Raw genomic sequence first — 18,542 nt, forward strand, 5'->3', positions numbered from 1 at the left:
CGCGTCAGAATCGGTTGCTGTCGTTGTCGTCGTCGTGTCCGGAGCCGTCGGCGCCGTCGAGCGCCAGGTCGAGGAGGCTCTGGAGGTCCATCGAGTCGATGGATTCGAGGGACTCGGCCTCGTCGGCCGGGTCCAGGGGGCTGGGGGTTTCGGGTCCGGCGAGTCGGAGCAGGGTGTCGAGGAGTCCGGCATCGCGGATGCGTCCCAGCGGGATGGTGGCGAGAGTCCGGCGCAGTTCGGCGTCCCGCGGATCGGTGTCCACGACCGGGGCGGCCGTGCCGTGGCCCTCGGGGAACAGGGACGCCAGCAGATGCCGGGTCAGGGCCTGGGGATTGGGATGGTCGAAGACCAGGCTGGACGGCAGGCGCAGTCCGCACGCGGCGCCGAGCCGGTTGCGCAGCTCTACGGCGGTCAGCGAGTCGAACCCGAGCTCCTTGAAGGCCCGTTCGGGGGCGATGGCGTCGGCGGAGGCGTGGCCGAGGGCCGTCGCCGTGTGTTCGCGCACCAGTTCCAGCAGCGCGGCGGCTCGCTCGTCCCCGGTCAGCCCGGCCAGTCGGCGCAGCGCCTCGGGCGTGGCGTCGGCCGACTCCGGCGCGTCGCCGGCCGTGCCGCGCAGCGCGTCGCGCACCTCGGGCAGGTCGCCGACGAGCGGTCGGGGCCGGGCCGCGGCGAACACGGGCGCGAAGAGCGCCCAGTCCACGTCGGCGACGGTCAGGGTCGCGTCCCCGACTGCCACGGCCCGCTCCAGGGCGAGCAGGTTGGTGGCGGGGGCGACGGGCGGCAGGCCGCGTCGGGTGAGCTGCTCCTCGGCGTCGCCCTCGGTGGCCATGCCGCCCTCCGCCCACGGGCCCCAGGCCACGGCGGTGGCGGCCAGGCCGCGGGCCGCGCGCCGCTCGGCGAGCGCGTCGAGGAAGGCGTTGGCCGCCGCGTAAGCGCCCTGGCCACCGCTGCCCCACACGCCCGCGATCGACGAGAAGAGCACGAACGCGTCGAGCGAGTCCGGTGAGTCCGGCGTGTCGAACAGCGCGTCCAGGTGAACGGCGCCCGCCGTCTTGGCGGCCACCACCCGGGCGAAACCGGGCAGGTCCTCGGCGGTGCCGGGCGGCTGTGAGACACCCGCCGCGTGCACCACGGCCCGTACCGGCGTACCGGCCCGGGCGAGCCCGGTCACCAGCGCGGCCAGCGCCTCACGGTCGGCGACGTCGCAGGCCGCGAGGGTCACGGAGGCACCGAGCGCGGTCAGCTCGGCCTCGATGTCGGCCGCCCCCGGGGCGTCGGCACCGCGCCGGCTGACCAGTACGAGGTGCTCGGCGCCACGCTCGGCGAGCCGGCGCGCCACGTGGCGGCCGAGCGCGCCGGTGCCGCCCGTGACGAGGACGGTGCCGCGCGGGTTCCAGCCCGAGTCGGGTGCGGCGGACTCGGCACCGCGTACCAGACGCCGTACGACGGTGCCGGTGGCGCGGACCGCCACCTCGTCCTCGTCGCCCGCCGCGGCGAGCACGGCCATCGCGGATGCAAGGACACGGTCGTCGCAGGTCGCGGGCAGGTCCATGAGTCCGCCCCAGTTCTCCGGGTGCTCCAGGGCGGCGACCCGGCCCAGGCCCCAGACCTGCGCCTGTACGGCACCCGCGAGGGTGTCGTCGGGCAGCGCGGCGACGGCCTCCCGGGTGACGCACCACAGCGGGGCACCCAGCCTGTCGACCGCGCCGGCGATCGCGGAGGTCAGCGCGAGCCCGACGGGAACGCCCGGGTGGTCCGGGTGCGGACGCTCGTCCAGCGCCAGCAGGGAGAGCACACCGGCGAGCGGCCCGTCCACGGCGGCGAGACGCCCGCCGAGCACGCTCGGGTCGGCGCCCTCGGTGTCCTCGGTGTCCTCGGTGTCGAGCACGAGCGGCACGACCCGGGCGCCGCCCGCGCCCATCCGGTCCGTCAGCGCGCGCACCCACGCGTCCTCGGCGTGCGACGCCGGTACTGCCACGAGCCACGTGCCCGCGGGTGTACCCGTCCGCGCGCCGGACCACGGCTGCCAGGCGACCCGGTAGAGCAGGTCGTCGACCCGCGACCGTTCCCGCTGGTCGCGCCGCCAGGCCGACAGAGCCGGCAGTACGTCGGTCAGCGGCCGGTCCATGTCCAGTTCCGCGCCGACGAGCGAGACGAGGTCCGCCCGCTCGACCGCGTCCCAGAAGCGGGCGTCCACGTTCGGCTGCGCGAGGCCACGGCCGGGCGCCGCGGCGCCCGCGCCGACGGGCTCCGGCCAGAAGCGCCGCCCCTGGAAGGCGTACGTCGGCAGGTCCACGCGCCCGGCACCCGTGCCGGCGTAGTACGCGGTCCAGTCGACGGGGGTGCCGTGGGCGTGGGCCAGGGCGAGGGCGGTGGTGAGGGTGTGCGCCTCCTCCCGCCCTGCTCGCAGGGCGGGGGTGAGGACGGGGGTGTCGGGATGATCGAGGCAGTCCTGGGCCATGGCGGAGAGGATCCCGTCGGGGCCGAGTTCGACGTACGTCGTCACGCCCGCGGCTTCGAGGGTGCCGATGCCGTCGGCGAAGCGGACCGCCTCACGGACATGGCGGACCCAGAAGTCGGGGTCGGCCATGTCGTCGGTGACCACCGCGCCGGTCAGATTCGACACGACCGCGATCCGCGGGGACTCGTAGGTCAGGCCCTCCGCCACCTTACGGAAGTCGGCGAGCATCCCGTCCATGTGCGGCGAATGGAACGCATGACTGACCGTCAGACGCTTGGACTTGCGGCCCTTGAACGAACCGGCGATCCTCTCCGCCTCGTCCGCGTCACCCGCGATCACCACGGACCGGGGCCCGTTGACGGCCGCGATACTCACCCGCTCGTTCAGGAGCAGCGTGACCTCGGCCTCGGTCGCCTCCAGCGCGATCATCACCCCGCCCTCCGGCAGGGCCTGCATCAGCCGACCACGCGCCGACACGAGCCTGCAGGCATCGTCCAGGGACAGCACGCCGGCCACATGCGCGGCAGCGATCTCTCCGATCGAGTGCCCCGACACGAAGTCGGGCTTCACACCCCACGACTCGACGAGGCGGAACAGCGCCACCTCGACCGCGAACAACGCCGGCTGCGCGAACTCCGTCCGGTTCAACAGTGCGGCGTCCTCGCCGAACAGCACCTCCTTCAGCGGGAGTTCGAGGTCCATCCGGCTCGCCACCGCGTCCAGCGCTTCCGCGAAGACTGGGTACGTCGCGTACAACTCACGCCCCATACCCAGCCGCTGACTCCCCTGACCGGTGAACAGGAACGCGGTGCGGCCGTCGTTGGTCGAGCCGATGACGGTGCCGGGCGCCGGTTGGCCGGCGGTCAGGCGGGCCAGGGCCTCGGTGAGCTCCGTACGGCTCCCGGCGACGATCGCCGCGCGCCGGTCGAGGTGTGCGCGACCGGTCGCCAGCGAGTGGGCGAGAGCGAGCGGGCTTGCTCCCTCGGTGGCCTCCACCGATGCGAGCAGGCGGGCGGCCTGGGCGCGAAGGGCGTCATCGGTACGGGCCGAGAGCAGGAACGGCAGCGTGTGCGCGGGCCCTGTCCGGGTCTCACCCACCGCGGGGGCCACCGGCTCCGGGGCCTGCTCCACGATCGTGTGGGCGTTGGTGCCGCCGATGCCGAAGGAGGAGATGCCGACGCGGCGCGGACGGCCGGTCTCGGGCCAGGCGACCGCTTCGGTGAGCAGGGAGATGTCCCCGGCCGTCCAGTCGACGTGCGGCGTCGGCTCGTCGACATGCAGGGTGCGGGGCAGCACGCCGTGCCGCATCGCCATGACCATCTTGATGATGCCCGCGACTCCGGCCGCTGCCTGCGTGTGCCCGAGGTTGGACTTGACGGAGCCGAGCAGCAGAGGCCGGTTCGCGTCGCGCTCCCGGCCGTACGTGGCGAGCAGCGCCTGCGCCTCGATCGGGTCGCCCAGCCGCGTACCCGTGCCATGTGCCTCGACGGCGTCGACCTCATGGGCGGACAGTCCGGCGCTCGCCAACGCGGCCCGGATGACCCGCTGTTGGGAGGGGCCGTTGGGCGCGGTCAGACCGTTGGAGGCGCCGTCCTGGTTCACGGCCGAGCCACGGACCACCGCGAGGACCGGGTGCCCCTTGGCGCGGGCCCGCGACAGCCGCTCCACGAGCAGCATGCCGACCCCCTCACCCCAGCCCGTGCCGTCCGCCGCCGCCGCGAACGCCTTGCAGCGCCCGTCGGGCGACAGGCCGCCTTGCTCACTGAACTCGGTGAAGGTCCCCGGGGTGGACATGACGGTGACGCCACCGGCGAGGGCCAGGTCGCATTCGCCGGTGCGCAACGCCTGGACCGCCCAGTGCAGGGCCACGAGCGAGGAGGAGCAGGCGGTGTCGACGGTGACCGCGGGACCTTCGAGTCCGAGGACGTAGGAGACGCGGCCGGAGAGCACGCTGCCCGCGTTGCCGGTCATCACATGGCCGCTCACGCCGTCCGCTCCGGACTCCTCCAGGTGGGCGTCGTAGGCGCCGTAGCCCGCGCCGACGAACACGCCGGCGCGGCTGCCGCGCAGCGCGGTCGGGTCGATGCCGGCCCGCTCGACGGCCTCCCAGGCGGTTTCCAGCAGCAGGCGCTGCTGGGGGTCCATGGCCAGGGCCTCGCGCGGGGAGATGCCGAAGAAGTCGGCGTCGAAGGTGTCGGCGTCGTGCAGGAAGCCGCCGGTGAAGGCACGGCCGTCCTGGCCGGTGAGCCGGCCCGCGGTCTCCCAGCCCCGGTTCACGGGCAGCCCGGAGATCGCGTCGGCGCCGGACTCGACGAGCCGCCACAGGTCCTCGGGGGTGCGCACACCGCCGGGGTAACGGCAGCTCATGCCGACGACGGCGATCGGGTCGTCGGCGAGGCTCGCGGCGCTCTGCGGCACACCCGCGCCGCCCTCCGTCTCGAAGTCCGCTTCTCCGCCGAGGAGTTCGTCGCGCAGATGGCGGGCGAGGGCGGCGGGCGAGGCGTAGTCGAAGACGAGGGTGGCGGTGAGCTTCAGCCCGGTGGCGGTGTTCATCCGGTTGCGCAGCTCTACGGCGGTCAGCGAGTCGAAGCCGAGGTCCTTGAACGCCTTTGCCGTGTCGACCTGTTCGGGCGAAGCGTGTCCGAGGGTCCCGGCGACCTGCTGGCGGACCAGGTCGAGCAGGGCTCGGTCCTGTTCGGCGAGGGGCAGCCGTCGCAGGCGCTCGGCGAGCGGGGTACCGCCCCCGGTGCGCACATGGGCCCTGCGTCGGCCGCCCGCGCCCAGAAGTGCCCGGAACACCGGGGCGACCGGGCCCGGCGCGGATGCGGCACGCAGCGCTGCGAGGTTCAGCCGGGCCGGCACCAGGAGCGCACGGTCGGCGGTGAGGGCCGCGTCGAACAGGGCCATGCCGTCGGCGGCGGACAGCCCGCCCACACCGTGCCGCTCCATGCGGCGCAGTTGGACCGCGTCGAGTGCGCCGGTCATGGTGCTCGCGTCGGCCCACATCCCCCAGGCCAGGGACGTGGCGGGCAGTCCTTGGGCGCGGCGGTGCTGGGCGAGCGCGTCCAACAGGACGTTGGCGGCGGCGTAGTTGGCCTGGCCCGCCGCGCCGAGGGTGCCGGCGACGGCGGAGTAGAGGACGAACGCCGCGAGCGGCAGGTCCCGGGTCAGCTCGTGCAGGTGGAGCGCGGCGTCCGCCTTCGGCCGCAGCACGGCGTCCAGGCGCTCGGGCGTGAGGGAGGCCAGTACGCCGTCGTCGAGGACACCGGCGGTGTGCACGACCGCCGTCAGCGGATGCTCGGCGGGCAGCGAGGCGAGGACGTCCGACAGTGCGTCCCGGTCGGCGGCGTCGCAGGCGGCCCAGGTGACGTGGGCACCCAACCGGGCCAGTTCGGCGGCCCGTTCGGGTGCGCCCGGCGCCTCGGCGCCGCGACGGCTGAGCAGCAGCAGGTGCCGTACGCCGTGCTCGGCGGCCAAGTGACGGGCGACGATCCCGGCGAGGGTGCCGGTGCCGCCGGTGATCAGGACGGTGCCGTCCGGGTCGAGGGCGGACGCCTCCGTACGGACGCCGGGGCGGCTGCGGGTGAGGCGGGGCGCGGTGAACTGCCCGGCACGCAGCATGAGTTCCGGCTCTCCGCACGCCAGGCCCGCGAGGACCCCGGCCGGGACGTCCGCGCCCGACACGTCCACGTCGGCCAGCACGAACCGACCGGGGTTCTCCGTCTCGGCGGAGCGCACCAGACCCCACACGGCGGCGTGCGCCAGGCCGCTCACCGACTCGTCGGGGGCGGCGACCGCGCCCCGGGTCACCACGACCAGGCGCGCGTCGGCGAACCGCTCGTCGGCCGTCCACCCCTGGACGAGCGCGAGCGCGCGCCGCGTCGCCGCGTGCAGCGCTCCGGTCCGGTCGCCCTCCGCCTCAGGGCCGGCCGGGACGAGCGGGGCGACGACGCACGCCGGTACGGGTGCCCCGGCGTCGATCGCGGCGGCCAGCGCCGCCAGGTCCGCGTAGGGGGTGGCGGGGCCGAACGCGTCGGTCCCGAGCACCGCCCATTCCCCCGAGGCTCCGGCGGCCGGGCTCACGGGCATCCAGTCGAGCTGGAACAGCGCGTCGCGGACGACGTCCGGCCTGCCCTCGGTGACCTGTGTGTAGGGGTTCGATACGAGCGTGGCCACGGTGGCGACCGGGTCGCCGAGGTCGTCGGCGAGGTCGAGCGCCAGGGCGCCGTCACCGAGGGAACGGATACGGGCGCGCAGCGCGCCGGCGCCGTGGGCGTGCAGCGCGACGCCGGTCCAGGCGCCGGCCACCGGGCCGGTGGCGGGCGGCTCGGCGTCCAGAGCGCGGGCTGCCTGGGCGACGGCGTCGAGCAGGGCCGGGTGAAGGCCGAACCGGCCCGCCTCGGCGTCGTCCTCGGGCAGCCGCACCTCGACGAAGAGGTCCCCGTCTCGCCGCCAGGCGGCCTCGACCAGGTCCGTCCCGGTCAGCGCGTCGGCCGGCACCGGTTCGGCGCCCATCGGCGGCCACTGTGTGAGCTCGAACTGCGCGGTCGGCGCCGTGGGCGCGACGACCCCTCGTGCGTGGCACGTCCACAGTGTGTCCGCCGGGGCGTCCTCGGCGCGCGCGGAGACGGTCAGGGCACGGCGGCCCCGCTCGTCGGCGCCCGCCACGAACACCTGGAGCCGTACGGCACCCTCGGCGGGCAGCGTCAGCGCCGCTCCGGGTGTCAGTTCCTCGACGTACTCACAGCCGGCCCGGTCGGCCGCGTGCAGGGCGAGCTCGACGAGCGCGGCACCGGGCAGCACGCCCTCGGCCCCGGCCCAGGGCCGCGCGCCCGGGGCGAGCCGACCGGTGAGCAGTACGCCGTCGGTGCCGGCCAGCGCGACGGCCGCGCCGAGCAGCGGGTGCCCGGCGGGGTCCAGCCCGGCCCCGCTCACGTCTCCGGTGCCGCCGGTGCCGGGCTCCAGCCAGTAGCGCTCGCGCTGGAAGGCGTACGTCGGCAGGTCGACCCGGCGCGCGCCGGAACCGGCGAAGTACGAGGCCCAGTCGACCCTCGTGCCGTGGACATGGGCGAGGGCGAGGGTGGTGACGGCGGTCTCGGCCTCGTCGCGGCCACCGCGCAGGGCGGGTACGAGGACGGCGTCGCCCTCGATGCACTCCTGAGCCATGGCCGAGAGGACGCCGTCCGGACCGAGTTCGAGATACGTGGTCACGCCCGCGGCTTCGAGGGCGCGGATGCCATCGGCGAAACGGACGGCCTCGCGGACGTGCCGCACCCAGAACTCGGGCCGCGTCAACTGCTCCGAAACGAGAGCACCGCTCACATTCGAGATCACCGATATCTTCGGCCGCTCGTACGTCAGGCCCTCGGCCACGGCGCGGAAGGCGTCCAGCATGCCGTCCATGTGCGGCGAGTGGAACGCGTGACTCACGTTCAGCCGCTTGGACTTGCGGTCGGAGAACGAACCGGCGATCCTCTCGGCCTCGTCCGCGTCACCCGCGATCACCACGGACCGCGGCCCGTTGATCGCGGCGATGCTCACGCGCTCGCCGAGCAGCGGCGTGATCTCGTCCTCGGTGGCCTGGAGGGCGATCATCACGCCGCCGTCGGGCAGCGCCTGCATCAACCGACCCCGCGCGGACACCAGCTTGCAGGCGTCCTCCAGCGAGAACACCCCAGCCACATGCGCGGCAGCGATCTCACCGATCGAGTGACCGGACACGAAGTCCGGCCGCACACCCCACGACTCGAACAACCGGAAGAGGGCGACCTCGACCGCGAACAGCGCCGGCTGCGCGAACTCCGTCCGGTGCAACGGCTCGGCGTCCTCGCCGAACAGCACCTCCTTCAGCGGGAGTTCGAGATCCATCCGCTCCGCGACCGCGTCCAGCGCCGCCGCGAACACCGGATACACGGCGTACAACTCACGCCCCATACCCAGCCGCTGGCTCCCCTGCCCCGTGAACAGGAACGCCGTACGACCGGCCTTGGTGGCCGCGCCCCGCACCAGCCCAGGGGCCGACACCCCCTCGGCCAGGGCCGCGAGCGTGCGGGTCAGATCGTCACCGGTGCGGCCGATGAGCACGGCGCGGTGCTCCTGGGCGGCTCGGGTGGTGGCGAGTGAGTGGGCGAGGTCGAGCGGGCGCGCGTCGACGAGGTCGGTACCGACCGCGGTGTGCAGCCGGGTGGCCTGGGCGCGAAGACCGGCGTCGCTGCGGCCGGACAGGGTCCAGGGCAGCACACCGGGAGCGGTGACGGGCGCGGCGGTCTCCTCCTCGGCACCCGGCGCTGCGGTCTTCTCCCCGGTCTCAGGCGTGGCGGTCTTCTCCTCGGCCTCAGGATCGGGGGCCTGTTCGAGGACGGTGTGCGCGTTGGTGCCGCTGACGCCGAAGGCCGAGACGGCCGCGCGGCGGGGCGCGCCGGCGCTGGGCCAGGGCTCGGCCTCGGTGAGCAGCGTGACGGCGCCGCCGGACCAGTCCACGGCCGGAGTGGGCTCGTCCACGTGCAGGGTCTTCGGCAGTACGCCGTGGCGCATGGCCATGACCATCTTGATGATGCCCGCCACACCGGCGGCGGCCTGGGTGTGCCCGAGGTTGGACTTCAGGGAGCCCAGGCGCAGTGGTCGGTCGGCGGGCCGGTCCTGGCCGTAGGTGTTGAGCAGGGCCTGGGCCTCGATGGGGTCGCCGAGGGTGGTGCCGGTGCCGTGCGCCTCGACCACGTCGACCTCGGCCGCGGAGAGCTGGGCGTTCTCCAGGGCCTGTCGGATGACGCGCTGCTGGGCGGGCCCGTTGGGGGCGGTGAGGCCGTTGCTGGCGCCGTCCTGGTTGACAGCGGAGCCGCGTACGACGGCGAGGACTTGGTGCCCGTTGCGGCGGGCGTCGGACAGGCGCTCCACCAGAAGCACGCCGACGCCCTCGGACCAGCCGGTGCCGTCCGCGGACGCGGCGAAGGACTTGCAGCGCCCGTCGGCGGCGAGCCCGCGTTGCCGGCTGAACTCCACGAAGACGTCCGGGTTGGGCATCACGCACACGCCGCCGACCAGGGCGAGCGAGCACTCGCGCTGACGCAGTGCCTGGGCGGCCAGGTGCAGGGCGACCAACGAGGACGAGCAGGCGGTGTCGATGGTGGCGGCCGGACCCTCCAGTCCGAAGACGTACGCGAGCCGGCCGGACAGGACGCTGGTGGCCGCGCCCGTGAGCAGCAGGCCCTCCAGCCCTTCCGGGACCTCGGCGAGGTCGGCGCCGTACCCCATGGCTCCCGCGCCGACGTAGACGCCGGTGCGGCTGCCGCGGACCTCGGTGGGGTCTATACCGGCCCGTTCGAACACCTCCCAGGCGGTCTCCAGCAGAAGGCGCTGCTGGGGGTCCATGGCGAGGGCTTCGCGCGGGGATATCCCGAAGAATCCTGGGTCGAATTCCGTGGCGCCGTCGAGGAATCCCCCGCCGGTGTTGTAGAAGGTGCCCTTCTTTTCCGGGTCGGGGTCGGCGAGGGACGCGATGTCCCAGCCCCGGTCGGCGGGGAAGCCGGAGATGGCGTCGCCGCCCTCGGCCACCAGCTGCCACAGATCCTCGGGCGAGCGCACGCCGCCGGGGAAACGGCAGCTCATCGCCACGATCGCGATCGGCTCCCGGGCATCCGCCTCGGTCTCCTGGAGGCGGCGCCGGGCACGGCGCAGCTCCGCGGTCATCCACTTCAGGTTTTCGAGCAGTTTTTCTTCGTTCGCGCCGGCCATCGGAACGTCACCTCCTGGGGAGCTGTGAAATGAATGCGGAAAGGGGCTCGATCATCAGATCGGTCTTTGGATCAGCCATCGGATCGGCCATCGGATCGGTCATCAGGTCAGGATTTTCCGAATTCGTTGTTGATGATGTCGAAGAGGTCGTCGGCGGATACCGAGTCGAGGGCTTCTTCGTCGTCCTCTCCGATGACCGCTCGCTCCGCCCTGTTCCAGTTGGCCAGGAGCGTTTCGAGCCGTGCGGTGACGCGGGCGCGTTCGGTGGTGTCCTCGGGGGCCGAGGAGAGGAGGTGTTCGAGCTTGTCGATCTCGGCGAGGGCGGGCAGTGGTGCCGAGGTGTCCTCGCCCAGGAGTTCCGCCCTGATGTGGGCGGCCAGTGCGGTCGGGGTCGGGTGGTCGAAGACCAGCGCGGCCGAAAGCTTCAGTCCGGTGGCGGAGTTGAGGCGGTTGCGCAGTTCGACCGCCGTCAGCGAGTCGAAGCCCAGTTCCTTGAAGGCGTGCGTGGCCGCGATCTCGCCCGCGCCGTCGTGGCCGAGCACGGCCGCGACGTGCGTACGGACCAGGTCGAGCGCGGCGCGTTCCGCCTCCTCCACCGACTTGCCCCGCAACGAGGCTGCGATGTCGGCGACTTGGGTGCCGCCTGCCGCCTGCTGCTCCTCGACGAGCGCGCTGCGCACCTCGGGCAGATCGGCGATGAGGGGCCGGGGGCGGGCGGCGACGAAGGCCGGCACGAACCGCGCCCAGTCGACGTCCGCGACCGTCACTGCCGTGTCGTCCGTGTCCAGCGCCTGTTGCAGGGCGGAGATCGCGAACTCCGGTGCCATGGGGGCCAGTCCGCGACGACGAAGCTGCTCGGCGGCTTCCGCGTCGGCGACCAGACCGCCGCCGTCCCACGGGCCCCAGGCCACGGAGGTGGCCGTGCGGCCGTCGGCTCGGCGCCGTTGCGCGAGGGCGTCCAGGTGGGCGTTGGCGGCGGCGTAAGCGGCCTGGCCGCCGCTGCCCCAGACGCCGGCGATGGAGGAGAAGAGGACGAAGGCGTCCAACTCCGTGTCGCCCAGCACCTCGTCCAGGTGTGTGGCGCCGGTGACCTTGGCGTCGACCACCTCGGCGAGCTCGCCGGACGTGGTCTCGTCCAGCGGCGCGAACTGTCCGGCACCCGCGGTGTGGAAGACCGTCGTCAAGCCGGTCAGTCCGGCGAGTAGCCCGGACAGCGCGTCCCGGTCGGTCACGTCGCAGGCGACGACCGTGGCACGCGCACCCAACTTCTCGATTTCCCGAGCCAGTTCAGTTGCTCCCGGTGCGTCCGGTCCGCGTCGGCCGGCCAGCACCACGTGCTCGGCTCCGCGTTCCGCGAGCCAGCGGGCGACGTGCCCGCCGAGCGCCCCGGTGCCTCCGGTGACGAGGACCGTGCCGCGCGGGATCCACGCGGTGCGCCCCTCGGGGAGTTCGCCGCCGGTCGCGGCGTGACCCATGCGACGGGCCAGCAGCCCGGAGGCGCGGACCGCGAGCTGGTCCTCGTCGCCCGCATCGGCGAGCGCGGCGAGCAGCAGGTCGCCGGTCCGCTCGTCCCGCACGACCGGCAGGTCCACGAGCCCGCCCCAGCGCTCCGGGTGCTCCAGCGCTACGACCCGGCCCAGGCCCCATACCTGCGCCTGGGCCACACTCTCGACCTTCGCGGCCGGGGTGGCGGCCACGGCGCCGGCGGTCGCGCACCACAGCGGTGCGTCGATCCCGGCGTCACCGAGGGCCTGGACGAGAACGCCCGTCTGGATCAGCCCGGTCGGTACGGCCGGGTGGGCGGGATGCGGGTCCTCGGCGAGCGCCAGCAGGGACAGCACACCGTTGGCCGCGTCGCCCGCGAGCGCCGCGCGCAGCCCGACGGCCAGTCCCGCGCGGTCGGCGGCGGCCGCAGCGGGGGTCACCTCGCGTACGTCCACACCGGCCCCGGCCAGGGCCGTCCGCACCGCGTCGACCACCGGGTGCCCGACCTCGGGCGTCACCAGCAGCCAGGTTCCGGTGGGCCGGGCTCCGGCCGGCAGACCCACCGGCCGCCAGGTGACGGCGTACCGCCACCCGTCCGCGACGGATCGCTCGGCGTGCTTGCGCCGCCATGCGGACAACGCGGGCAGCAGGGCGCTGAGCGGCTGGTCCGCGTCCACGCCCAGCGCGTCGGAGAGCGCGGCCGGGTCCGCCGTGTCCACGGCCGCCCAGAACTCGGCGTCCACCGTGCCACCGGCGTCCGTCCCACCGGCCGTCGCACCGGTGACCACCGCCTCCTCAAGCCAGTAGCGCTTGCGCTGGAAGGCGTACGTGGGCAGGTCCACTCGCCCGGCGCCCGTGCCGGCGAAGAACGTCCCCCAGTCGACGCGCGCGCCGTGGGTGTGCGCCGCGGCGAGGGCCGCCAGAGCGGTCCGGATCTCGTCACGGCCGCCTCGGAGTGCGGGGGCGAAGGCGGCGTTCTCGTTCTCGATGCCCTCCTGGGCCATGGCGGAGAGGATCCCGTCGGGGCCCAACTCCAGGTAGGTGGTGACGCCCTGGGCCTCCAGGGTGCGGATGCCGTCGGCGAAGCGGACCGCCTCACGGACATGGCGGACCCAGAAGTCGGGGTCGGCCATGTCGTCGGTGACCACCGCGCCGGTCAGGTTCGACACGACCGCGATCCGCGGACTGTCGTAGGTCAGCCCCTCTGCCACCTTGCGGAAGTCGGCGAGCATCCCGTCCATGTGCGGCGAATGGAACGCATGACTGACCGTCAGGCGCTTGGACTTGCGGTCCGTGAACGAACCGGCGATCCTCTCCGCCTCGTCCACGTCACCCGCGATCACCACGGACCGGGGCCCGTTGACGGCCGCGATGCTCACCCGCTCGTTCAGGAGCGGCGTGACCTCGGCCTCGGTCGCCTCCAGCGCGATCATCACCCCGCCCTCGGGAAGGGCCTGCATCAGCCGACCACGCGCCGACACGAGCCTGCAGGCATCATCCAGGGACAGCACGGCGGCCACATGAGCGGCAGCGATCTCACCGATCGAGTGCCCCGACACGAAGTCCGGCACGAGGCCCCACGACTCCACCAGCCGGAACAACGCCACCTCGACCGCGAACAACGCCGGCTGCGCGTATGAGGTCCGGTTCAGCAGCTCCGCATCCTCCCCGAACAGCACATTCTTCAGGGGGAGTTCGAGGTCCATCCGCTCCGCCACCGCGTCCAGCGCCGCCGCGAACACCGGGTAGGCCGCGTACAACTCACGCCCCATACCCAGCCGCTGACTCCCCTGGCCGGTGAACAAGAAGGCGAGTGCGCCGTCGGTGGCGGTGCCGCGAACCGTTCCCGGTGCCTGGTCGCCCGCCGCCAGCGCGTCGAGCGCCGCGAGGAAGGTGTCCCGGTCGGCGCCGACGACCACCGCGCGGTGGTCCAGGGCGGCCCGGGAGGTGGCGAGGGTGTGGGCGACGTCGGTCGGGGTCAGCGAGCCGTCGGAGGCGACCCGGGTGCGCAGCGCACGGGCCTGGGCCCGCAGGGCCGCGTCGGACTTGGCCGACAGGAGCCACGGCACGACTTCGTCGGCAGACGTCGGGACGGGCCGGTCCTCTTCCGGGGAGGCGGGGGCCTGCTCCAGGACGGTGTGCGCGTTCGTCCCGCTGAAGCCGAACGAGGAGACGCCGGCCCGGCGCGGACGGCCGGTCTCCGGCCAGGCGACGGGCTCGGTGAGCAGCGAGATGTCGCCCGCCTCCCAGTCGACGTGCGGCGTCGGCTCGTCCACGTGCAGCGTGCGCGGGAGCACGCCGTGCCGCATCGCGAGCACCATCTTGATCACGCCCGCGACACCGGCCGCGGCCTGGGTGTGCCCGATGTTCGACTTGATGGAGCCGAGGTGCAGCGGCAGCCCCTCCGGACGGTCCTTCCCGTACGTCGCCAACAGGGCCTGCGCCTCGATGGGATCGCCCAGTCGGGTGCCGGTGCCGTGCGCCTCCACCGCGTCCACCTCACCGGCCGAGAGCCCGGCGTGCGCCAACGCGGACCGTATGACGCGCTGTTGGGACGGACCGTTGGGCGCGGTGAGACCGTTGGACGCGCCGTCCTGGTTGATGGCCGAGCCACGCACGATCGCCAGCACCGGGTGGCCGTTGCTGCGGGCGTCGGAGAGCCGCTCCACCAGGAGCATGCCCACGCCCTCGCCCCAGCCCGTGCCGTCGGCCGTGGCCGCGAACGCCTTGACCCGACCGTCCGCCGCCAGCCCTCGCTGACGGCTGAAGTCGATGTACGCGCCCGGGGACGACATCACGGTCGCACCGCCCGCGAGCGCCAGGTCGCACTCGCCGTTGCGCAGCGCCTGAGCGGCCCAGTGCAGGGCGACCAGCGACGCCGAACAGGCCGTGTCGACGGTGACCGCCGGACCCTCCAGCCCGAAGGCGTAGGAAAGGCGGCCGGAGACGACGCTCGCCGCGCTGCCGGTGCCGAGGTAGCCCTCGATCCCGTCCGGTACGGCGCGCAACGACGCCCCGTAGTCCTGGCCGTTGGTTCCGACGAACACGCCTGCCTGGCTGCCCCGCAGCGAGTTCGGGTCGATGCCTGCCCGCTCGAACGCCTCCCACGACGTCTCCAGCAGCAGCCGCTGCTGCGGATCCATGGCGAGGGCCTCGCGCGGCGAGATCCCGAAGAACTCCGCGTCGAACTCGGCCGCTTCGTAGAGGAATCCGCCTTCACGGGCGTAGAAGGTGCCCTGCTTGTCGGGGTCGGGGCTGTAGAGCTTGTCGAGGTCCCACCCGCGGTCGGCCGGGAACTCCCCGATGGCGTCGCCGCCTTCGAGCAGCAGCTTCCACAGGTCCTCGGGGGTCCGTACGCCGCCGGGGAAGCGGCAGCTCATCGCCACGATCGCGATCGGGTCGTCGTCCACCGCGGGCGCCACCGCCGAGGCGGCCGCCAACACCGTTTGGCTTCCCAGCAGTTCGTCTCGCAGGTGCTGGGCCAAGGCCGCCGCCGTCGGATAGTCGAAGACGAGCGTCGCGGAAAGCCGCACGCCGGTCGCGGCACCGAGCCGGTTGCGCAGCTCGACAGCGGTGAGCGAGTCGAAACCCAGCTCCTTGAAGGCACGTTCGGCCCCCACGGACTCCGATCCGCCGTGCCCGAGCACGGCCGCCACCTGCGTACGGACCAGGGCCAGCAGCTCCTTCTCCTGCTCGGCCCGGGTCTTGCCGGCCAGACGCGCCGCGAGCGGTGCGGCCCCTTCGGCTGAACCGGCCGACGCTGCTTCCGTGACCCGCGCCTCGGGGAGCTCGGCCAGCAGACCGGACGGCCTTACAGCCATGAGGGTCGGTGCGTAGCGCTGCCACTCCACGTCCACGATCATCAGCGCGGCCTCGGCCGAACCGACGCTGTGGACCATCGCCGTCAGCGCCGTCTCCGGCGCCATGGGCGGCACACCGCCCTGGCGCATACGGGCCTCCAACGCCTGGTCGGCGGCCATGCCCCCCTCGGCCCACGGGCCCCAGGCGAGCGACGTCGCGGCCAGACCGTCGGCACGACGCTGCTCCGCCAGAGCATCCAAGTAGGCATTGGCAGCGGCATAGTTGGCCTGACCCGCCGCACCGAGCACGCCGCTCATGGAGGAGAACAGCACGAACGCATCGAGCTCGATACCGAGTTCACCCGTCAGCTCGTGCAGGTTACGGGCCGACTCCGCCTTGGCCCGCAGGACTGCGGCGAAACGGTCCGGGGTGAGTGTGTCGAGCATGCCGTCGTCGAGGATGCCGGCGGTGTGGAACACAGCCGTCAGGCCCTCCGCCTCGGCGGCGAGCAGCTCCCGCAGCGCGTCCCGGTCGGCGGCGTCGCACGCCACCACGGACACGTCGGCGCCCAAGTCGGCCAGCTCGGCCGTCAGTTCGGCCGCGCCCGGAGCGTCCATGCCACGACGGCTGGTCAGCACCAGACGCTCGGCACCCTCGGCGGCCAACCTCCGCGCGACCTTGCCACCCAGAACACCCGTACCACCGGTGATCAGAACAGTCCCGGACGGGATCCAGGAGCCCTCCCCGCGCGGGGCACGGACAAGACGACGCCCGAAGACCCCCGCCTCCCGCACCGCGACCTGATCCTCATCAAGACCCGACTCCGCACCGGCCAGCACACTGACGAACCGCGCACCCGCCCGCTCGTCCAACTCGACCGGGACGTCGATCAGACCGCCCCAACGGTCCGGGTCCTCCAGAGCGACAACCCGCCCCAGCCCCCACACGCCAGCGGCAACCGGGTCGGCAAGACGGTCGGAACGACCCACGGAAACCGCACCCCGCGTCACCGCCCACAGGGGGGCCGTGACACCGGCATCACCCAACGCCTGCACCAGAACGGCAGTGTCCACCACACCCGACAACGAGACGACACCCGCGAGGTCAGCCGGGTCGACGAACAGTCCGGCCAGCGCCGCGCGATCGGCACCGGCTGAGACGGCCAGCGTGCGTACCTGTGCCCCGGCACCGGACAGTGCAGTCACGACATCGGCCGCGTCGGCCGGGTCTGGCGACACCACCAGCCACGTACCACTCAGCCCACGGCCGGCCATACCGGCCAACGGCTGCCAGCTGACCCGGTAACGCCAACCATCCACCTCCGACTGGGCCTTGCGGCGCTTGCGCCAAGCCGAGAGGGCAGGCAAGAGCTCGTTGACGGTGGCGTCGTCGGCCACGTCCAGTTCGGCGGTCAGGGAGTCCCAGTCCGCCTCCTCGACCGCGTCCCAGAAACCGTCGTCCGCCCCGTCGCCCGCCACACGTGCGACACCCGCCAGGTCCAGCCAGTAGCGCTTGCGCTGGAAGGCATACGTCGGCAGATCGGCCGTAAGCGATGAGGTGTCTTCGTGGGCGCCGGCGAAGAAGGCGCGCCAGTCGATCCGGGTGCCCCGTACGTAGGCCTGGGTGATGGCCGTGACGGCGGTCTCGGCCTCGTCGCGCCCGCCCCGCAGGGCGGGAACGAAGACAGCCGCGCCGGCGTCCTCGACGCAGTCCTGGCCCATGGCGGAGAGGACGCCGTCGGGTCCGAGTTCGAGGTACGTGGTGACACCGGCGGCTTCGAGCGCGCGCATGCCGTCGGCGAAACGGACCGCCTCACGGACGTGCCGCACCCAGAACTCGGGCTGCGTCAACTGCTCCAAAACGAGAGCACCGCTCACATTCGAGATCAGTGCTATCCCGGGGGTCGCGTACGTGATGCTCTCCGCGACCTCGCGGAAGGCCTCCAGCATGCCGTCCATGTGCGGCGAGTGGAACGCGTGACTCACGCTCAGCCGCTTGGACCTGCGGTCGCTGAACGAACCGGCGATCCTCTCGGCCTCGTCCGCGTCACCCGCGATCACCACGGACTTCGGCCCGTTGATCGCCGCGATGCTCACCCGCTCCGACAGCAGCGGGGTGACCTCGTCCTCCGTCGCCTGGAGCGCGATCATCACGCCACCCTCCGGCAGCGCCTGCATGAGCCGGCCCCGCGCCGCGACGAGTGTGCAGGCGTCCTCCAGTGAGAACACCCCGGCCACATGCGCGGCCGCGATCTCACCGACCGAATGACCGGACACGTAGTCCGGCCGCACACCCCACGACTCGAACAGCCGGAACAACGCCACCTCGACCGCGAACAACGCCGGCTGCGCGAACTCCGTCCGGTTCAGCAGCTCCGCATCGTCCCCGAACAGCACGTCCTTCAGCGGGAGTTCGAGGCCCATCCGGCTCGCGACCGCGTCCAGCGCCGCCGCGAACACCGGGTAGGCCGCGTACAACTCACGCCCCATACCCAGCCGCTGACTCCCCTGCCCCGTAAACAGGAAGGCGAGCCTGCCACCGACGGCGGAGCCGCTGACGACACCGGGAACGGTGCGCCCCTCGGCGAGGGTTGCCAGCCCGGCCAACAGGCCCTCGCGGTCGCCCGCCACGACAGCGGCCCGCTCCTCGAACGAGACGCGGCCCACCGCCAGGGCGCGCCCGATCTCGCTCGCAGCCGTTTCCGGAGCACCCGTCGCATACGCGAGCAGTGCTCGCGCTTGGTCCCGCAGGGCCTCCGGGCTCTTCCCGGACAGCGCCCACGGCACCACACCGACCTCCGCCATCGGAGAACCCTCCGGCTCCGGGGCCTGCTCGATGATCGTGTGGGCGTTGGTACCGCTGATACCGAACGACGACACACCCGCGCGGCGCGGGCGACCCGTCTCGGGCCACGCCACCTCTTGGGCCAGCAGCGAGACGGCACCCGGCTCCCAGTCCACCTGCGGAGTCGGCTCGTCGACGTGCAGTGTCTGGGGCAGCACGCCGTGGCGCATCGCCATGACCATCTTGATGATGCCCGCGACACCGGCCGCGGCCTGCGTGT

2 protein-coding genes are annotated in these 18,542 nt (G+C 73.3%); both read right to left on the reverse strand.

From position 1 onward, the window contains the following. Nucleotides 1-4: 4 nt before the first annotated feature. The gene (locus tag ACIQRL_RS31235) at nucleotides 5-10,168 is read right to left on the reverse strand and encodes a type I polyketide synthase (RefSeq protein WP_401337807.1); all 10,164 of its coding nucleotides are present in this window, start codon (nucleotides 10,166-10,168) and stop codon (nucleotides 5-7) included. 131 nt (nucleotides 10,169-10,299) lie between these two features. Then, nucleotides 10,300-18,542 (reverse strand): type I polyketide synthase (locus ACIQRL_RS31240; RefSeq protein WP_401337795.1); only part of this gene is annotated, 8,243 nt, incomplete at its 5' end.

Origin of the sequence: Streptomyces sp. NPDC091209 (assembly GCF_044757755.1) — a bacterium.
GTDB lineage: Bacteria > Actinomycetota > Actinomycetes > Streptomycetales > Streptomycetaceae > Streptomyces.